This window comes from Sporacetigenium mesophilum DSM 16796, assembly GCF_059569055.1.
The window spans coordinates 91,652-108,761 of record NZ_JCANUR010000002.1 but is presented as its reverse complement, the minus strand read 5'-3'; the positions used below and the strand labels follow the sequence as shown (position 1 = coordinate 108,761).

17 protein-coding genes are annotated in these 17,110 nt (G+C 27.8%); all 17 read right to left on the bottom strand.

Features of this window, described 5'->3' with window-relative positions:
- Positions 1-134: 134 nt before the first annotated feature.
- A complete protein-coding gene (locus tag BS62_RS03635; RefSeq protein WP_496489888.1) occupies positions 135-1,730 on the bottom strand; it encodes an NAD(P)/FAD-dependent oxidoreductase in 1,596 nt (531 codons plus the stop codon).
- A 57-nt stretch (positions 1,731-1,787) separates the two neighbouring features.
- Complete coding sequence (locus tag BS62_RS03630) at positions 1,788-2,105, bottom strand: hypothetical protein (protein ID WP_496489887.1); 318 nt, start codon at positions 2,103-2,105, stop codon at positions 1,788-1,790.
- A gap of 11 nt (positions 2,106-2,116) precedes the next feature.
- Complete coding sequence (locus BS62_RS03625) at positions 2,117-2,494, bottom strand: hypothetical protein (protein WP_496489886.1); 378 nt, start codon at positions 2,492-2,494, stop codon at positions 2,117-2,119.
- A gap of 66 nt (positions 2,495-2,560) precedes the next feature.
- A complete protein-coding gene (locus tag BS62_RS03620; protein WP_496489885.1) occupies positions 2,561-3,601 on the bottom strand; it encodes a YecA family protein in 1,041 nt (346 codons plus the stop codon).
- Between the two features lie 77 nt (positions 3,602-3,678).
- Complete coding sequence (locus tag BS62_RS03615) at positions 3,679-4,353, bottom strand: hypothetical protein (RefSeq protein WP_496489884.1); 675 nt, start codon at positions 4,351-4,353, stop codon at positions 3,679-3,681.
- A gap of 71 nt (positions 4,354-4,424) precedes the next feature.
- Positions 4,425-4,886 (bottom strand): hypothetical protein, encoded by a 462-nt coding sequence (locus tag BS62_RS03610; RefSeq protein WP_496489883.1) that lies wholly within the window; start codon positions 4,884-4,886, stop codon positions 4,425-4,427.
- Complete coding sequence (locus BS62_RS03605; protein ID WP_496489882.1) at positions 4,883-5,344, bottom strand: hypothetical protein; 462 nt, start codon at positions 5,342-5,344, stop codon at positions 4,883-4,885. The genes BS62_RS03610 and BS62_RS03605 overlap by 4 nt, the downstream gene beginning before the upstream one ends.
- Positions 5,341-6,171, bottom strand: coding sequence for a hypothetical protein (locus BS62_RS03600; RefSeq protein WP_496489881.1), 831 nt, complete (start codon positions 6,169-6,171; stop codon positions 5,341-5,343). The genes BS62_RS03605 and BS62_RS03600 overlap by 4 nt, the downstream gene beginning before the upstream one ends.
- Before the next feature lie 13 nt (positions 6,172-6,184).
- Entirely contained in the window at positions 6,185-6,565 is a 381-nt protein-coding gene (locus BS62_RS03595; RefSeq protein ID WP_496489880.1) for a type IV pilin protein, read from the bottom strand.
- A 31-nt stretch (positions 6,566-6,596) separates the two neighbouring features.
- Positions 6,597-7,790, bottom strand: coding sequence for a type II secretion system F family protein (locus tag BS62_RS03590; RefSeq protein ID WP_496489879.1), 1,194 nt, complete (start codon positions 7,788-7,790; stop codon positions 6,597-6,599).
- Positions 7,791-7,801: 11 nt separating this feature from the next.
- Positions 7,802-9,217, bottom strand: coding sequence for a GspE/PulE family protein (locus tag BS62_RS03585; RefSeq protein WP_496489878.1), 1,416 nt, complete (start codon positions 9,215-9,217; stop codon positions 7,802-7,804).
- The gene (locus BS62_RS03580) at positions 9,210-9,890 is read right to left on the bottom strand and encodes a DUF881 domain-containing protein (RefSeq protein ID WP_496489877.1); all 681 of its coding nucleotides are present in this window, start codon (positions 9,888-9,890) and stop codon (positions 9,210-9,212) included. The genes BS62_RS03585 and BS62_RS03580 overlap by 8 nt, the downstream gene beginning before the upstream one ends.
- 158 nt (positions 9,891-10,048) lie before the next feature.
- Positions 10,049-11,134: a PRK06851 family protein gene (locus tag BS62_RS03575; RefSeq protein ID WP_496489876.1), complete on the bottom strand. Its 1,086-nt coding sequence runs from the start codon at positions 11,132-11,134 to the stop codon at positions 10,049-10,051.
- A gap of 142 nt (positions 11,135-11,276) precedes the next feature.
- The gene (locus BS62_RS03570) at positions 11,277-12,617 is read right to left on the bottom strand and encodes an APC family permease (protein ID WP_496489875.1); all 1,341 of its coding nucleotides are present in this window, start codon (positions 12,615-12,617) and stop codon (positions 11,277-11,279) included.
- A gap of 245 nt (positions 12,618-12,862) precedes the next feature.
- The gene (locus BS62_RS03565; protein WP_496489874.1) at positions 12,863-13,978 is read right to left on the bottom strand and encodes an aminopeptidase; all 1,116 of its coding nucleotides are present in this window, start codon (positions 13,976-13,978) and stop codon (positions 12,863-12,865) included.
- A gap of 96 nt (positions 13,979-14,074) precedes the next feature.
- The gene (yihA, locus tag BS62_RS03560; protein WP_496489873.1) at positions 14,075-14,683 is read right to left on the bottom strand and encodes a ribosome biogenesis GTP-binding protein YihA/YsxC; all 609 of its coding nucleotides are present in this window, start codon (positions 14,681-14,683) and stop codon (positions 14,075-14,077) included.
- Positions 14,673-17,027: an endopeptidase La gene (gene lon / locus BS62_RS03555; protein ID WP_496489872.1), complete on the bottom strand. Its 2,355-nt coding sequence runs from the start codon at positions 17,025-17,027 to the stop codon at positions 14,673-14,675. Before lon ends, yihA begins: the two co-directional genes overlap by 11 nt.
- Between the last annotated feature and the right edge of the window lie 83 nt (positions 17,028-17,110).

Sequence of the window (17,110 nt, the reverse complement as noted above, 5' to 3'; positions counted from 1 at the left end):
CCTTCAAATTTTAGAAATTTGTCTAAATTTGTTGCCAAAATTATTGTATCAAAAAAATAGAGTCAAAATGTTAAATCCATGTTAAATTTGTTAATTAAGTTAAATAAAAGTTAATTTTTTATGATTATTTACTTTTATATAGAGTACTTTTCTATTATTTTTTCCGCACATTTTATACCATCAACGGCAGCAGTTACTATACCTCCGGCATATCCTGCTCCTTCTCCACTAGGGTATAAATTTTTGGTATTTATTGACTCTAAGGTACTTTCATCTCTTACTATTCTAAGTGGCGCAGATGACCTAGTTTCAACTCCAGTCAATACAGCATCATGTAGGGCAAATCCTTGAAGTTTTTTATCTAAACTCAATAATCCTTCCTTCATAGTTTGCACAACAAATTCTGGTAGACATTCCCTTAAATCTGTAAGTGTATATCCCGGGTTGTAAGATGGTTTAATATTTCCAATACTACTTGATACTTTATCATTTAAAAAATCTCCTACTAACTGTACTGGTGCATTATAGTTTTTTCCCCCTAATTCAAATGCAAGTTTCTCATATTTTTGTTGAAAATGAATTCCCGCAAGAGGATGATTGCTTTCAAAATCTTCAGGTGATACATTTACTAAAAATGCACTATTAGCATTTTCTTTGTCCCTTGCATGTTCACTCATTCCATTAGTCACTACTTCAAATTCATCTGATGCAGATGCTATAACACTTCCTCCAGGGCACATACAAAATGTATATGCAGTTCTTTCATTAGATGCTTGATGTATAAGTCTATAGTCCGCAGCTCCTAATCTTGGATGATTATAAAATTCTTTGTATTGTGATTTATTTATAAGTATTTGAGGATGTTCTATTCTAGCACCTATTGAAAATGGCTTTTGTATAATCTTTATATTATTTCTATATAACATTTTATATGTGTCTCTAGCACTATGGCCTATTGCAAGTATTACTGCCTCTGTTTGTATTTTCTCATTTTCATTTGTAATTACTCCTTTTATGCAATTATCCTCTAAAATTATATCTGTAACTTGAGAGTTAAACCTTACTTCCCCTCCAAGTCTTATAATTTCATTTCTTATATTCTTAACCACGTTTTTCAATATATCAGTTCCAACATGTGGTTTATGCGAATAAAGTATTTCATCTGGTGCTCCAAATTTTACGAACTCTTCTAATATCTTACCAACTCTTAAATCCTTTGTTCTAGTAGTTAACTTTCCATCTGAAAAAGTTCCTGCTCCACCTTCCCCAAATTGAACATTTGAATTTTTTTTCAAAACTCTATTATTCCAAAATTCATTTATATCATTAGTTCTGTTATCTACATCCAAACCTCTTTCTAACATTAGTGGACTATAGCCCCTTTGTGCTAGTAACAATGATGCAAATAATCCTGCTGGTCCGCTACCTATTACTACAGGCCTATTTTTAAGTTTTTTCTCTCCCATATCAACATTTTTGTACTTAAAATCTGGAGTCATTGCTATATCTTTATCTTTTATTTTTTTTAGAGTGGATTCTTCATTTATAACTTCAACATCTATAGTATAAACAAAATCTATCTTTCCTTTTTTACGTGCATCTACTGATTCTTTGTATATATGGTATTTTATAAGTTCTTTTTCGTTTAATTTTAGCTTTTTTAATATATATTTTTTAAGTATGGATTTATCTTCATCAATATTAAGTTTTATATTTGATATTCTTATCATCTAAAAAATCCTTTCTATATTTATAATAATTTAACAACAAAAGCTAGGCTTGATAACCTAGCTTTTTATAAATTCTATATCTATATTTTCTCCGATAATATCTAAAAATAACAGTTCTTCTAAAATAAAATCTGTTATACCTTTCTTTAATTCGTCTACACTTATGTCTGTATTTAGATTACTTACAAGCGCTATAGCTTTTGACTTATCAAAGCCTTTTTCCAGGTATATCTCTTCTGTATTTAAAACTATCACCTTAAGATTACAAATAAAGCTATCTTTATTTCCTAATTCTATCTTATCGTCATATCTATATAGTTTGTACTCATACAAGTCATTATACGGGTTTATCTCTTCTAAACCTATAAACCTCATTATCTCAACTCCTAGTCTCTCTTAGTTATAAGCCCTCTTATTACCTTCATATTATTAAATACTTTTTCTAAAAAGCTTTCTGCTTCCTCATTATCAAGTAAATTTATTTCTCCGTCTTTTTCTATATCTATATTTTTAGACTCACAATACACCTTAGCTAAATCAATTAAATTCTGTTTTTCATCTTGTGATAGTTCATAATTTTTATAATCTATTATTATGTATTGTTTTGTTTTTTCACCTTGTTTTTCACTATATCCTATTTCTATATGGTAGATTACAGCATATAAATTTTCTGGTGATTCTACACCATTATAGATAGGTACTGCAGGATTTGATTTTATATAAGTAGTAGAAACTGCTATCTCTTTTCCTAAGCTTAAATTCATTACTATCCCTCTTTCTATATTTTTTATACATCTACTATTGTGTACATTACCGCATATATTAATCCATTAAATTATAGACTTTAAATCTTTATATCTTTTTCCTAGAGTGCTTGGACTTACATTGTATTTTTGTGCTATTTGATTTTGAGTTGTGCTTTCACCTTTTTCCTTCTTAATAAAGTACTCAATTGCTGAAGCCCAACCACTTTCAGAACCTTTTATATTTGAATTTATATTTTTTAACTTTTTCCATGTATCCATAGCTACTTCTAAGTATTCTTTTTCTATATTATTATTTAATAGTTCAGTTATTTTACATTTATTTTCTACATCTTTGTCATCTATTTCTTGCGTAATTGCAACTTCAGATTTTCTTGATTTTAAACATTCTCCAACTTTAGGCTCTAATAATTGTTGTATATACTTATATAAAATGTGTGTATGATATAATAAGAATGTTTTCATATTTTTATATACATCTATATATTGATTATAGAAGTATTCTATATCATTACATATAACATTTCTTATTGTTTGCGAAATACTTACAGTAGTATCTAGTAATATGCTTACTCCATTTACATTTACTATTCTAGCTATTACTATATCCCCTAATTTTAAATCTTGTAGTAAATTAATATCTTCAACACAAACCGTATCTTTTAACAAAATGTCATTTAAAAACACCTTTCCATCTTGTATTTCTGATATTTCATACAAACTAACGTAAGATTCAAATAAGTTTTTTAGTATATTTATTTCTACTTTATTTAAGTTATGTTTATTTTCTTCATAAAAAGCTGCAGTTATAACTTTGTTATCTGCCATTATATGATCTTGAATATAATAGGTATTAAAAAACTTATCAAATTTTTTGTTTAATTGTTCATCATCTAGTATATAAAACATTTCTTTAGCCTTTAAATATTCATCATAAAATTTGCTCTGTCTTGAATATTCATGTAGCTTCGAATACAAATCAACATAATCCTGTTGTGAAAGCTCAATCTTTCTATTTGCCCTTTCAACTACTATATCTTTATTTAAGCAGCACTTTTTATATTTTTTGCCACTACCACACGAACATAAATCATTTCTCCCTAACATTGTAACTTTCACTCCCTTATTACTAAATTAAAAATGCAATTATTAATTATATCACTTATTGGATAATTATACTATATTTAGACAACTATTTCATTATTCTTCCATATTTTGCTAGTTACCTTGAATATTACACCATCCCATATTCCATCTTTATTTTTTTGTATGCAGTCTTTTATTAAAATATCTTGTACAGTTTGATAAATTGTATCTAAATCGCTACTTAATAATCCTTTTAGCACTTCATATATTCTTTCTTCACAATAGTCTCTTATTGTATCACTTATATACTCTTGATGAAGATTATTATTTATTTCTTTATCCATATATACTTTATATCCCTTTATGTGCCTACTTCTCATAATATCGCTTATATGTATCTTTGTCTTATTTTTGTCTCTTAGTACAGCCTCACATGTTTTACTAAATTCATTATTTAAGTAAAAATTTGTATAACCAAATACATATCCTTGTATATATCCATATGTTACTATTCTTTGTCTTTCTTCTTGAAGATTTTCTACTATTTCTTTAGCTATATTACTTATATCTTTAATATTAGATAATTTTTCTTTTATCTTTTCTTCAAAAACGTCAGTTATATATAGTTTCCAAAAATATTTGCTCCATTTATCGATATCTACAGAATATAGCCTTTTGCAAAACTTAATATATTTCTTATTTCCACCATATAGGTAATCTAACTCCATTTGGTTTATAAAATTGTCCAATACTAAAACATTATTCTCTTCCACTAATACCAACCCCTAATGAAACTGTCTTTAATATTAACGTTCTATACAAAAATAAGAATTCCTCTGTAGTTTTACAAACTATAAACCATTAAACAAAGAGTGCAAATATCATAACCCTTAGTACTATCTAACATTATTGATTTTGTATATATACTTATACTAGAATTTTCTATTCTTTGTATACCTTGTAATATATCATTAATACTTCCTAATACTTGTATTTCTATATTTATAAATTTATATTTTTCAGTATATTCAACTTCCTGAAATTTTATTGAGTTAATTGTAGCGGATTTAGGAAATACATTTGAAAGTATATTTATTATTGTTTCTTGATTTAAATCTTTTAAAAGCATTTTTTTATTTTGACTTATTGCTTCCATTGATTTATTAGATTCTTCTTGTTTTTTTATAATTTTTAAATTATTTATCTCATTAGTTTTGGGTTTATATATATAGATATGATAGGTAGAAATTACAAAAAGGCTTATAAATACATTTATTAATACTCTCTCTCTTATATTTAACCTCATATTTGTTCTTCCTTTAATGTACATTTTATTTCAAATTGATTTATGTTTGTGGGATGGGCCGTTTTTATATTATCAATAAAAATGTTTTTAAATAATTTTGTTTCCTCTAGTTTTTTAGAGTATTGAGATATTAAATTTAAACTATTAGAACTACCTTTTATGTACATATAATTTTCATCTGAATATACTTCATCTATTTTTACAATGTTACTTTGATAGTATATCTCTTTAATTTGATTATATGATACTGTGGATTTGAGATTGTTTATTATGTTAGATTCTTCAGATTTGCTAATTGTTTGGAATATTTTATATTCATTATATAAAATATAGTTGTTTATATAAGTAGCACCTATATATATAACCACAATAATGAATATACTACTATGAATGATATTTTCTTTGTCTTTTTTAGATTTATTTTCTTTAAAGAAATTAAATTCTTTGTAATTTTTCATATGCTCAACATCAATCCTATATTATTTATATACCTATTTATATTTATTTCTTTGTTATATGTTATGTTATTAAGTTCTAAATTTTCAATTTTAAAGCTCTTAGCTAACTCTGATTTAATAAAATTATCATCTTCTCCATAAACATATATATTTTCAATTTTATAGTTACTATATTTATGTATCTCTACTATTTTTTCTATAATATTATAGTCTATTATTAAGGTTGTACTTATTTTCAATATACCTTTGGAAAATATACTTACACATACATACTTATCCCTAATCTCTATAGTCATAAAAGATTGTTCTTTTTTTATGTTGAAAAAATTGTTTGCGTATAGTTTATTTATATTATTTGTACCTGTGTCTAAAACTATAGGCTTTAATTTTAGCTCTTTTATTAAAGTCTTATAAAATGATGCAATATTTTTTGGAAATAATACAACATTTAGATTTATATTTTTACCATTGTCATCTTCTACTATTTTTTGTACTTTATACTGTAGTATATACTTTTCTAGATCAACAGGCATATATTGACTTAATTGAAACTTAATAACGTCTATTATATCTTTTTCTTTTTTTATATATGGAATCTCTATATTTCTAAATATTATATTTTCATTTTGACTACTACAAGATATATTTTTAATTTTTATTTTGTTTAAACTTAAGTACTCTTTTATAGAAGTACTTATTGATTTTTGATTTTGTATTTTAATCTCTTCTGTACTTAATACTTCTATGCTTCCCTTTTTTATCTTTGACGTCGCTAATCTTATATACTCATCGTCAATATCTAGAGTTATTAGTCTCTTTGTTAACACTTTATCCTCCTAATTACTGATTAGTGGCTGTTTGTTCTGTTGTAGGTGCTGGTTTTGGATAAAATACTGTTCCATCTACTTTTACAGTTATATTTTTTCCATCTATATCTATTACAAATTCCCCCTCTACACTTTGGGGTTCCAAAATCCCTTCCAAATAACCTTTATTTTGTAAAACCTTCAAATCTGTAGTTTCAACCCCAGCTTCTTTTGCCAATTTTGCTGCATTTGCTATATTGCTTGCTGCTACATAATCTGCGTTTACCTTGGCATTTTTTTGTACATCAGTAAACTTAACTAAAGCTACACTGGATAAAATCCCTAGTATCCCTACTACCATAACTAACTCTATTAATGTAAATCCTCTTTTAACTTTTCTGTTTTTTATTTTCATATTTTTTCTCCTTTTGTTTATTTTTCTCTTTTTACTTAAACGTAGTCATTACATCAAACATAGGTAACATTATAGACATAACTATACCTCCTATAACCAGACCCATAATAAGTATGATCATAGGCTCTATAAGACTTACTATCTTATTTAGCTTACTTTCTAGCTCAACTTCATAAAAATCCGAAATACTGCTTAATATATTATCTAGTTTTCCACTTTCTTCTCCTATGTTTATCATAGATATAAACATATTAGGAAATACGTTACATATACTAAGTGATTGATATAAACTATTTCCTAATTTTATATTCTCTTTAGATTTGTAAAGCATATCCTGAACTACCTTATTTTCTATTGTTTTTGCAGAAATATCTATTGCATCTACAACCTGTACCCCGCTTGATATTAATATGTAAAATGACCTACTAAATCTACAAGTTGTAATAAGATTTACTAGTTTATTTATATATGGTATTTTTAATTTTAGATTATCTATAAAATACCTACCTCTAGGATTCTTATTTATATACACATTCACTGACAATATAATAATCATCGGTAGAACAGATATTATGTACCAATGCTCTTTTATAACGTATGACATGTTTACTAATATTTTCGTTATAAATGGAGGTTGTATATTATTTTGACTGAATATATTTATAAAATTAGGTATTACATATACAATTAAAAATAAAGTTACACTTAAGGAAACTATACTCAATATGAATGGATAAACTAGAGAGGCTCCTATCTTACTTTTTAGTTTATTTTCTTTTTCATAGTAAATACTTAACTTGTCCATTACATAGTCTAGATTTCCACTAGCTTCTCCAGCTACTATCATATTTACTAAAAAGTTTGAAAATAGATTTTGTTTTTTCATAGATTGTGATAATGAATTACCTTGTTGGAGTTCTTTTTGAATAGATGATATTGCAGACTTTAGTTTATTATTGACTTGATTTTGTATTATATGAAGTGAATTAGTGAGGGTGCATCCTGAGCTTAATAATATATTTAGCTGTCTGCAAAATATATGCAAATCCTTACTACTAGGTTTTGAAAATACATATCTTTTATCTTTAGTGTTATCTTTTATATCTATAGGATAGTAATTATTGCTGTTAATAAAATCTACAAGATCATTTTGTGCTTTAGCTTCATAATTTCCTTTTATTTTTTTACCCCGTTTATCAAAAGCAGTGTACTTATATACCGGCATTTAATCCTCCTTTAATCATCTATATAGGATATAGCCATAAATTCTTCAACTGTAGTTTTTTTATTTATTACTAGATTCTTACAACTATCTTTTAAATTTGTCATTCCATATTTAATAGCTTCATTTTTAAGTTCATTGCTGCTTTTTGATTTTAATATCATATCTCTTATGCTAGAATTTATATTTACTATTTCGTATATAGCAGTTCTTTCCTTATATCCTTTATTATCACAGTTTCTGCACTTTTTAGTTCTAATTAATTTAATATCTTCTTTTATATCTAGTATTCTCTTTTCTTCATTTGATATATCATACTCTTCGCAACACATAGGACATGGCTTTCTAACCAACCTCTGAGCTATGACTCCTATTAAAGACGCTCCTAATAGATAAGGCGGTATATCCATATCTATTAATCTGTTTATTGCAGATATGGCATCATTAGTATGCATAGTGCTTATAACCAAATGACCTGTTATCGCTGCTCTTATAGCTATTTTTGCAGTTTCTGAATCCCTTATCTCTCCAATCATTATTATGTCTGGATCTTGTCTTAATATTGACCTTAGACCTCCTGCAAAAGTTAGTCCTATTTTTGTGTTTACTTGAATCTGATTTATTCCTTTTAGTTTATATTCAACAGGGTCTTCTATAGTTACAATATTTTTATCTAGATTGTTTAAATCCTTTAGGATAGAATATAACGTCGTAGTTTTTCCACTACCAGTAGGTCCTGTTACTAAAATTATGCCGTTGGGCTTTTTTATTATCTTATTTAATAACAATAAGTCATATTCGTCAAACCCTAGCTCTATTTTATCCTTCAAAAAATTTCTTCTATCTAGTATTCTTATTACAGCCTTTTCACCTATTACAGTGGGGATAGTAGATATTCTCAGATCCACAATATTATCATCTATATTTATATCTACTCTTCCATCTTGTGGCAACCTTTTTTCAGCTATATCCATTTTTCCTAATATCTTTATTCTAGCTATTAATTGATTATAAATATCATGTGAGTGTACTAATATTTCTTTCAAATATCCATCTACTCTTATTCTTATACTTACATTTTTCTCTTGTGGCTCTATATGTATATCACTGGCCTTTTCTATAATAGCTTGTCTTAAAATATTATCTAAAATTTCAATTGTATGTAAAGTATTATCATCTTGCTTAACATAATTTTTATAATAATAAATTATTGCTTCTGATAATATATCTTTATTATATTTTTTGAATTCTATATTCATATTTGTAGCTAACTTGAAATCTTGTAGGGCATATATGCTCTCACATTCAATTGCTACAATTAACTTTCCATCTTTTATATCTATTGGAATTGCATTGTGTTTTTTGGCTAAATTTTCAGATACTAAGAGTGGGATTTTTTCATCACATACAAAATTATATACATTATTCACTCTTTATATATTTAAACTCCTTTTCTATTTGTATTTTAGGTATATCTATAGAAGAACTCTCTGTTATATTAATGTACAACCTGTATTCTTTATTAATATGTTTAATAAATTCATTATCCTTAGATATATTTTTAGATAACATATTTCTATTTCCTATAACCTTTATTTCATAAGGAGGTGCTATAGGGGTAGCATTTATATTTATATGATTTCCAGCTAATACTATATCCGAATACTGATTTAATGTTTGATTATTTATAGATATTACCTCACCTCCATTTATTTTTAATTCATTTACTAAATCCACTAGTATATTTTTTGATTCTATTAAGTTAGCTAAATTCATCTCTTCTTCTACCGAGGAATCTATATTTATTATTATTCCTTCTCCAGTAGTATTTCCATAAGATAAAGTCGATTTAATACTATTTATATGATTTTGGTCTTTTTTATCTATATGTTTTTCTTGAAGATTCTTTAGTTGTTTTTCTATTTTTTCTTTTTGTTTAGATAACTTAGAAACTTCTTGTTCTTTAGAATCTAATTCGTTGTTTAGCACAGTATCTGTGTATACTAATGAGTTATTATTTTTATATGCACTTTTACTCATTATGCCTATTGTTATTCCTAGAATAGCGCTAATTGATATTATTAACATGTATCCCTTTTTCATACAGCATTTCTCCTTAATGTTATATTTTTTATTATAAGTATTATAACTTTCATTTCAATATTATATATACTTCAAATTATATAGTATTTTTATATTTCTTAAAAGAAAAAAGGAGCTTTTAAGGCTCCTTAATATTATTAACAATGACTTATTAAATATTATTTATTTGCATAGCTTAATATTCTATTTAATATAGTGTTCTTTATCTTTTCATTATTATCAAAATTCATATTTGGGACATAGTATGTTTCTAATATATCATGTTGCGCTTTAGCTCTTTTAATATTAAATAAGCCGTAACTTAGTAATTCGTCTAATATTTTCTTATCATATTCTATTTCATCTAAATATTTATCTATTTTATCTTTACAAATATATTGGTTTAAATCTATACTTTTATAATTTTTTTCTTTAAATAGTTTACTAGTAGTTATGGCTACCCCTAGACCTTCTATTACTATAGTCTCTATTTTATTTGGAGGTAGGAATGGAGTATGGTATATCTCAACATCTAAGCCTAACTCTAATGCTTTTTTATATATATTTGTCATTAATGTTGATTTTCCAGTTCCTAGTTCACCCTCTACAAAATAAATATTTTTTATACCTTGTAGTATAGTATTAGTGTGTTCTACATGTCCAACAGGAGTTAATGCACTTCCAAATAAGTGTCTTTCTTTAGGAATATTTCCTGAAGGTTTTATATCTTTTAATATTTCTTCTGCTAAGTTTACAGTTAAAGTATTAATACTTCCAAAGTCCATAGAATTTTTGTACTTTTCTTCTATACTTCTAACTATAGGATCACAAGCCGTTAGATATTTATATGCTCTAGCAAATAATCTCCCAACTTCTTTGTTGCAATCTAATATTTTCTGTCTATTTGCTTCCATTTTATCTATATCCCAAGATTCCCCTAAATTTATTATTTCATCTACAGCACCAGGATTTTTAGGATCTACTATATGAGGAGCCGTACCATCTACCATAGCTATTCTTAACTTTGGAACTACTATTCCATCTATTGAATTTTCGTCTGATGAGCAATGATGAAATTCAACATCATAGCCCATGTTTACTAAAGCATGACCTATTCTTTTCATCATAGAAGATTTTCCCACGCCCGGTCCACCTTTTAAAACAAAAAATCTATTTGCATCCAACTCTATCATATAATCATAGAATGAATAAAACCCTTTCGTAGTATTTCCACCTGGGAATACTCTTTTAATTTTTCCTGCCATAAAAAAACACTCCTTTTGAAATTAATATACTGCATATACAAAGTTTTTACCTAATAATATAATATTAATCTAAAATTTTTTTGTGATTAATTATTTAAATTAAAAAGAGCCTTGGTATGCACCAAAGCTCTCTGACTGTATATTAAGCATTTTTCTTTTTCATATATGAATAAACAGGCAATCCTAAAAGCGTTATAGCTAATCCTGCTAAAGCATTTACAGGTTGCGTCATTAATGTATTTATAACTACATATGTTCCACCTACTATAGCCACTAATGGTACTATTGGATATAATGGTACTTTATATGGTCTAGCTAAGTTTGGTTGATCTTTTCTTAACTTAATAACACCAACGAAAATCATTATATAAAATATCCATACTGCGAATATTGTTAAGTCTGCTAGTAAATCAAATTTTCCTGATAAAGCATATAGCGAAGCTATTATAGCTATTAACCAAGTAGCATTAGCCGGAGTTCCATTTTTGTTTAATTTAGATAACCATTTGCTTCCTGGGAACATTCCTTCCGTAGCTAAAGCATAAGGTATTCTTGATGCAGTTAATCCATATCCGTTTAATGCGCCAAATACTGATATTAATATACCTACTGTTATTAATTTACCACCAACTGGTCCAAATATAACTGTAGCAACAGCTGCAGCTGGAGTTTCAGTCATCATTAACTCATTAGCTGGCATAACCCATAAATAAGCTAAATTTATTAATAAATATACTGCCATAACTATTGATAAACCACCAACTATAGCTCTTGGTAAGTCTTTACCTGGATTTTTCATTTCCCCAGCTATAGCACCAACGCTTATCCATCCGTCATAAGCAAATAATGTAGCTATTAACACCTGACCTAAAGCTGTTCCCATGCTCACGCTTTCCCCTATCATAGGAGACATTATAGTATTACCATCACCTTTAATAAATCCAAATATTATTATTAATGCTAATGGTATTAATTTCCCTGCAGTAGCTACAGTTTGTATAGTACCACCCATTTTTGAACTTATTGTATTTATGAAGAATAAGAATAATATTGTAGCTATACCTATACCTACTTTTGCAGTAGTATTATCTGCTCCAAATCCTAATAAAACAGATGCTTGAGTACCAAATATAACTGCTAATGCAGCAGTTGTTCCAGGCAAGTATAAAGTTGTTTGCATCCAACCTGTTAAGAATCCCCATTTCTCTCCGTATATCTCTTTTAGATAGATCATCATACCGCCAGTTTTTGGTATAGCTGCAGATACTTCAGCTGCAGTAAGACCACCAGCTATTGTTATAATTCCACCAACTATCCAAGCTATTATTCCTAATCCTGGTGCTCCTCCTGTGGCATTATAAAGGGCATAAGGTTTGAAAAATACTCCTGAACCTATAACCATACCTACAACTGTAGATAAAGCAGCGGCAAAACCTATTGTCTTTTGTAAGCCTTGAGATTGATTACTTGTTTTTGCGCTCATTTACCGTTTTCCTCCATGTCATTATTATAATTATAATTTCGCGTATAAGGTAATTCCTTATGTATTTACTTCCTAAAAAACGCTGTCTTTCGACATTTTTTTATTTTAGCATGTAAAATTATAATCTGCAATATCAATATTATTTTTCAGAATATTTGATTTTACCTGAATAGATATTATATTTATTCCAAAATTTGATAAAAAAAAGGCCTTAGGATATTTTCCTAAGGCCTTCATATTTTATATTACTTTAAATTTTCTGGATTTAAACATTCTAGCTCTGGTATAACGAATAAACCATCTTTCCTTATTAATACATCATCAAAATATATTTCTCCTCCGCCAAATTCAGGAGTTTGTATACATACCAAATCCCAATGTACAGAAGATCTATTTCCATTATCAGCATCTGAGTAGCTATTCCCAGGTGTAAAGTGGAAACTTCCTTTTATTTTTTCATCAAATAACGTATCTTTCATAGGTTTTTCTATATAAGGATTAACTCCTATAGCAAACTCACCTATGAATCTAGCCCCTTCATCTGTATCAAATATCTTATTTATTCTTTCACTATCATTAGAAGTAGCATTTACTATCTTGCCATCCTTAAATTCTAAAACTATATTTTCAAATACAAATCCGTTATAAGGACTTGGAGCGTTATATGATAATATTCCATTTACGGAATTTTTTACTGGAGCAGTGTAAACTTCTCCATCTGGTATATTCATTTGTCCATCACATTTAACAGACGGTATATCTTTTATTGAAAATTCTAAATCAGTTCCTTGACCTACTATTCTAACTTTATCTGTCTTATCCATTAATTTTATTAAGCTATCCATAGCTTTGCTCATTTTAGAGTAATCTAAATTACATACGTTGAAATAGAAGTCTTCAAAAGCTTCTATAGAAGTTCCAGATAATTGTGCCATAGAAGCATTTGGCCATCTCATAACACACCACTTAGTATTAGTTACTCTTTCCTTAAAGTGAACTGGTTGCATAAACTTTTCCATAAATAACTGCATCTTATCAGATGGAACATCTGATAATTCATTTGTGTTTTCACCAGCTCTTACAGATATATAAGCATCCATATCCTTCATTCTTTCTAGTTCATACTTAGCCATTAAGTTTATCTGTTCTTCACTTGCTCCCATAAGTAAAGCTCTTCTAACACTATCATTTTTTATAGATACAAATGGAATTGCCCCTACTTTATGAACTTCCTTAACAAGTTCAGTTACTATAGGTAGCTCTAAACCAAATGCATCTATTAGTATTTTTTCTCCTGGTTTTAAACTAACAGAATAGTTTATTAAGTTTTTAGCAAGTATCGTTACTCTATTATCTATCATAATATTCACCTCTTATATGTAGTTAATAAATATATTTTTCACATATATTTTACAACTATTTACATATATTTACAAATACTTTTTAGTATTATTTTATTAATCTACAGTAATTTCATACCCTCTATGTTCATATTTAGTTATTATTTCTTCCCATAATTCATCTACGCCAGTCTTTTTAAGAGCTGATATAGGTAATATCTTTTCGTCTTTAAGTCCTAACTTTTTTCTTATTATACTAAAATGCTTTTGATATTGACCTCTAGATATTTTATCAGATTTAGTAGCAATTACTACACAGTCACATCCAAAGTGTTTTATCCAATCGTACATCATCTTATCATCGTCTGAAGGTTCGTGTCTTATGTCCACTAGCAAAAATATAGTGCATAATTCTGGTCTACCTTTTAGGTATTCCTCCATTATTCCGCCCCACTTAGCTTTTTCAGTCTTTGATATTTTTGCATATCCATAACCAGGTAGATCTACAAAGAAAAACTCTTGGTTAATTAAATAAAAATTTATAGTTCTAGTTTTTCCTGGAGTTCCACTTACCCTAGCAAAGTTTCTTCTATTTAATAATGTATTTATTGTAGATGATTTCCCTACATTAGATCTTCCAACAAAAGCTACTTCTGGAAGACCTTCATCTGGATACTGACTTCTACTTACTGCACTCATTACTATTTCTGAACTTCTAATCTTCATTTTGTTCACCATTCCTTACTAATGCATGTTCCAAAACCTCATCCATATGTTCAACTAATACGAATTCCACTTGTTTTTTTACATTTAATGGTATTTCATCTAAGTCAGATTCATTTTCCTTTGGTAATAATATCTTAGTTATTCCAGCTCTATGAGCAGCTAACACTTTTTCTTTTATTCCGCCAACTGCTAAAGCTCTTCCTCTTAGTGTTATTTCTCCCGTCATAGCAACATTACTATATACAGGTATTTTAGATAAAGCTGATATCACAGCTGTAGCCATAGATATACCTGCTGAAGGTCCATCCTTTGGAACTGCACCTTCTGGTAAATGTATGTGTATGTCCATTTCTTTATAAAAATCAGGATTTATATTAAAATCCTCTGCTCGCGATCTTATATAAGATATACCTGCTTGAGCTGATTCTTTCATAACATCTCCAAGTTTACCTGTTAATACTATTTGACCTTTGCCTTTTAGTACATTAACTTCAACAGTTAATGTTTCTCCTCCAACAGAAGTCCATGCAAGTCCAGTCACAGTACCTATTTCTGGTTTTTTACCTGCTAATTGATATCTAAACTTAATTTTACCTATATAATTATCTAAGTTTTTCTTTGTTATAACTGTTTGTTTTAATTCCGGATTTTCAACTAATTTTTTAGCAACTTTTCTACATATCTTAGCTATAGTTCTTTCTAAGTTTCTAACTCCGGATTCTCTAGTATAATGACTTACTACATGTTTTATAGTTTCCTCATTTATTTTTAGGAAGTTTTCTTTTAAAGAATGCTCTCTTATTTGTTTTGGAAGTAAATATTTCTTAGTTATTTTAACCTTTTCTTCTTCTGTATAGCCTGATACATTTATAATTTCCATCCTATCAAGTAATGGTCTAGGTATAGTACTTAAGCTGTTAGCCGTAGTTATAAATAATACCTTAGATAAATCAAAAGGAAGTTCTAAATAATGATCTACAAAGTCTTTGTTTTGTTCTGGATCTAGTACTTCAAGCATAGCTGAAGCTGGATCTCCTTTATAATCTGACGCCATTTTGTCTATTTCATCTAATAAAAATACTGGATTTTTTGATTTAGCTTCTTTAATCCCATTTATTATTCTTCCAGGTATAGCTCCAACATATGTTCTTCTATGTCCCCTTATTTCAGCTTCATCTCTAACTCCACCTAATGATATTCTTACAAAGTTTTTGTTTAGTGCTTTAGATATAGATTTTGCTATAGATGTTTTACCAACACCCGGGGGACCTACTAAACATAATATTGGACCTTTCATAGAATTAGATAATTGTCTTATTGCTAAATACTCTAATATTCTTTCTTTTACCTTTTCTAATCCGTAATGATCTTCATCCAATATATTTTTTGCTTCTTTTATATCTACTTTATCTTTAGTTTCTTTATTCCATGGTAATGAAAATATTGAATCTAAATAGTTCCTACTAACTGATGAATCAGGAGACATAGGAGACATTCTAGCAAACTTATCGATTTCCTTAGATATCTTTTCTTTAACTTCTTTAGATAATTTAAGCTTTTTTAGTTTTTCTCTGTATTCTTCAGCTTCTGAGCCTACATCTTCTTCTTCGCCTAACTCTCTTTGAATTGCCTTTAGTTGTTCTCTAAGATAGTATTCTTTTTGTATCTTGTTCATTTGTTTTTTAACTCTTAGTGTTATCTTTTTTTCTATTTTAAGTATATCTATTTCCTCTAGAAGAATTTTATAAACAGATTCTAATATAATTTTTGGATTAAATTCTTCTAATAATTCTTGTTTCTGAGATGATTTTAAATACATATTGGAAGCAATAGTATCTACAAATCTACTTGGTTCTTCTATATCAGCTAGAGATATTAATATCTCAGGAGATACTCTATTTCCAATATTTATGTATTCTTCAAAGGAATCAAATACATTCCTCATAAGAGCTTCTACTTCTGGATCATTCTTTATATCTTCATCATAAACAATTTCTTCTAATGAAGCTCTAAAATAGGGCTCTTCTTGTGTTATTTCTTTTATTTTAGCTCTTGATATTCCTTCTACCAATACCCTAACAGTATCTCCAGGTAGTTTTACCATTTGCTTAACTTTACATATTGTTCCTACATGATAAAAATCTTCTGTAGTAGGCTCGTCTATTTCTGCTTCTTTTTGAGACGTTAAAAATATTATCTGCTCGTTAAGCATGGCTTCATCTAAAGCTTTTATAGACATTTCTCTTCCTACATCAAAATTTAAAATCATATATGGAAACACCGCTAAACCTCTAAGAGGTATAAGGGGTAATTCATGTTCTATAACATTATAGTTGTTATCCACTAACACCACTCCTTAAAAAATGCTAGATATTTTACATGTTTTTGGAAATTAATACTAACACATTTAACTATTATATATTTACA

Bases quoted from the DNA above. Each gene is read 5' to 3' on its own strand.
- BS62_RS03635 (WP_496489888.1), bottom strand. From the start codon at position 1,730: ATGATAAGAATATCAAATATAAAACTTAATATTGATGAAGATAAATCC.
- BS62_RS03630 (WP_496489887.1), bottom strand. From the start codon at position 2,105: ATGAGGTTTATAGGTTTAGAAGAGATAAACCCGTATAATGACTTGTAT.
- BS62_RS03625 (WP_496489886.1), bottom strand. From the start codon at position 2,494: ATGAATTTAAGCTTAGGAAAAGAGATAGCAGTTTCTACTACTTATATA.
- BS62_RS03620 (WP_496489885.1), bottom strand. From the start codon at position 3,601: ATGTTAGGGAGAAATGATTTATGTTCGTGTGGTAGTGGCAAAAAATAT.
- BS62_RS03610 (WP_496489883.1), bottom strand. From the start codon at position 4,886: ATGAGGTTAAATATAAGAGAGAGAGTATTAATAAATGTATTTATAAGC.
- BS62_RS03605 (WP_496489882.1), bottom strand. From the start codon at position 5,344: ATGAAAAATTACAAAGAATTTAATTTCTTTAAAGAAAATAAATCTAAA.
- BS62_RS03595 (WP_496489880.1), bottom strand. From the start codon at position 6,565: ATGAAAATAAAAAACAGAAAAGTTAAAAGAGGATTTACATTAATAGAG.
- BS62_RS03590 (WP_496489879.1), bottom strand. From the start codon at position 7,790: ATGCCGGTATATAAGTACACTGCTTTTGATAAACGGGGTAAAAAAATA.
- BS62_RS03580 (WP_496489877.1), bottom strand. From the start codon at position 9,890: ATGAAAAAGGGATACATGTTAATAATATCAATTAGCGCTATTCTAGGA.
- BS62_RS03575 (WP_496489876.1), bottom strand. From the start codon at position 11,134: ATGGCAGGAAAAATTAAAAGAGTATTCCCAGGTGGAAATACTACGAAA.
- BS62_RS03570 (WP_496489875.1), bottom strand. From the start codon at position 12,617: ATGAGCGCAAAAACAAGTAATCAATCTCAAGGCTTACAAAAGACAATA.
- BS62_RS03565 (WP_496489874.1), bottom strand. From the start codon at position 13,978: ATGATAGATAATAGAGTAACGATACTTGCTAAAAACTTAATAAACTAT.
- yihA (WP_496489873.1), bottom strand. From the start codon at position 14,683: ATGAAGATTAGAAGTTCAGAAATAGTAATGAGTGCAGTAAGTAGAAGT.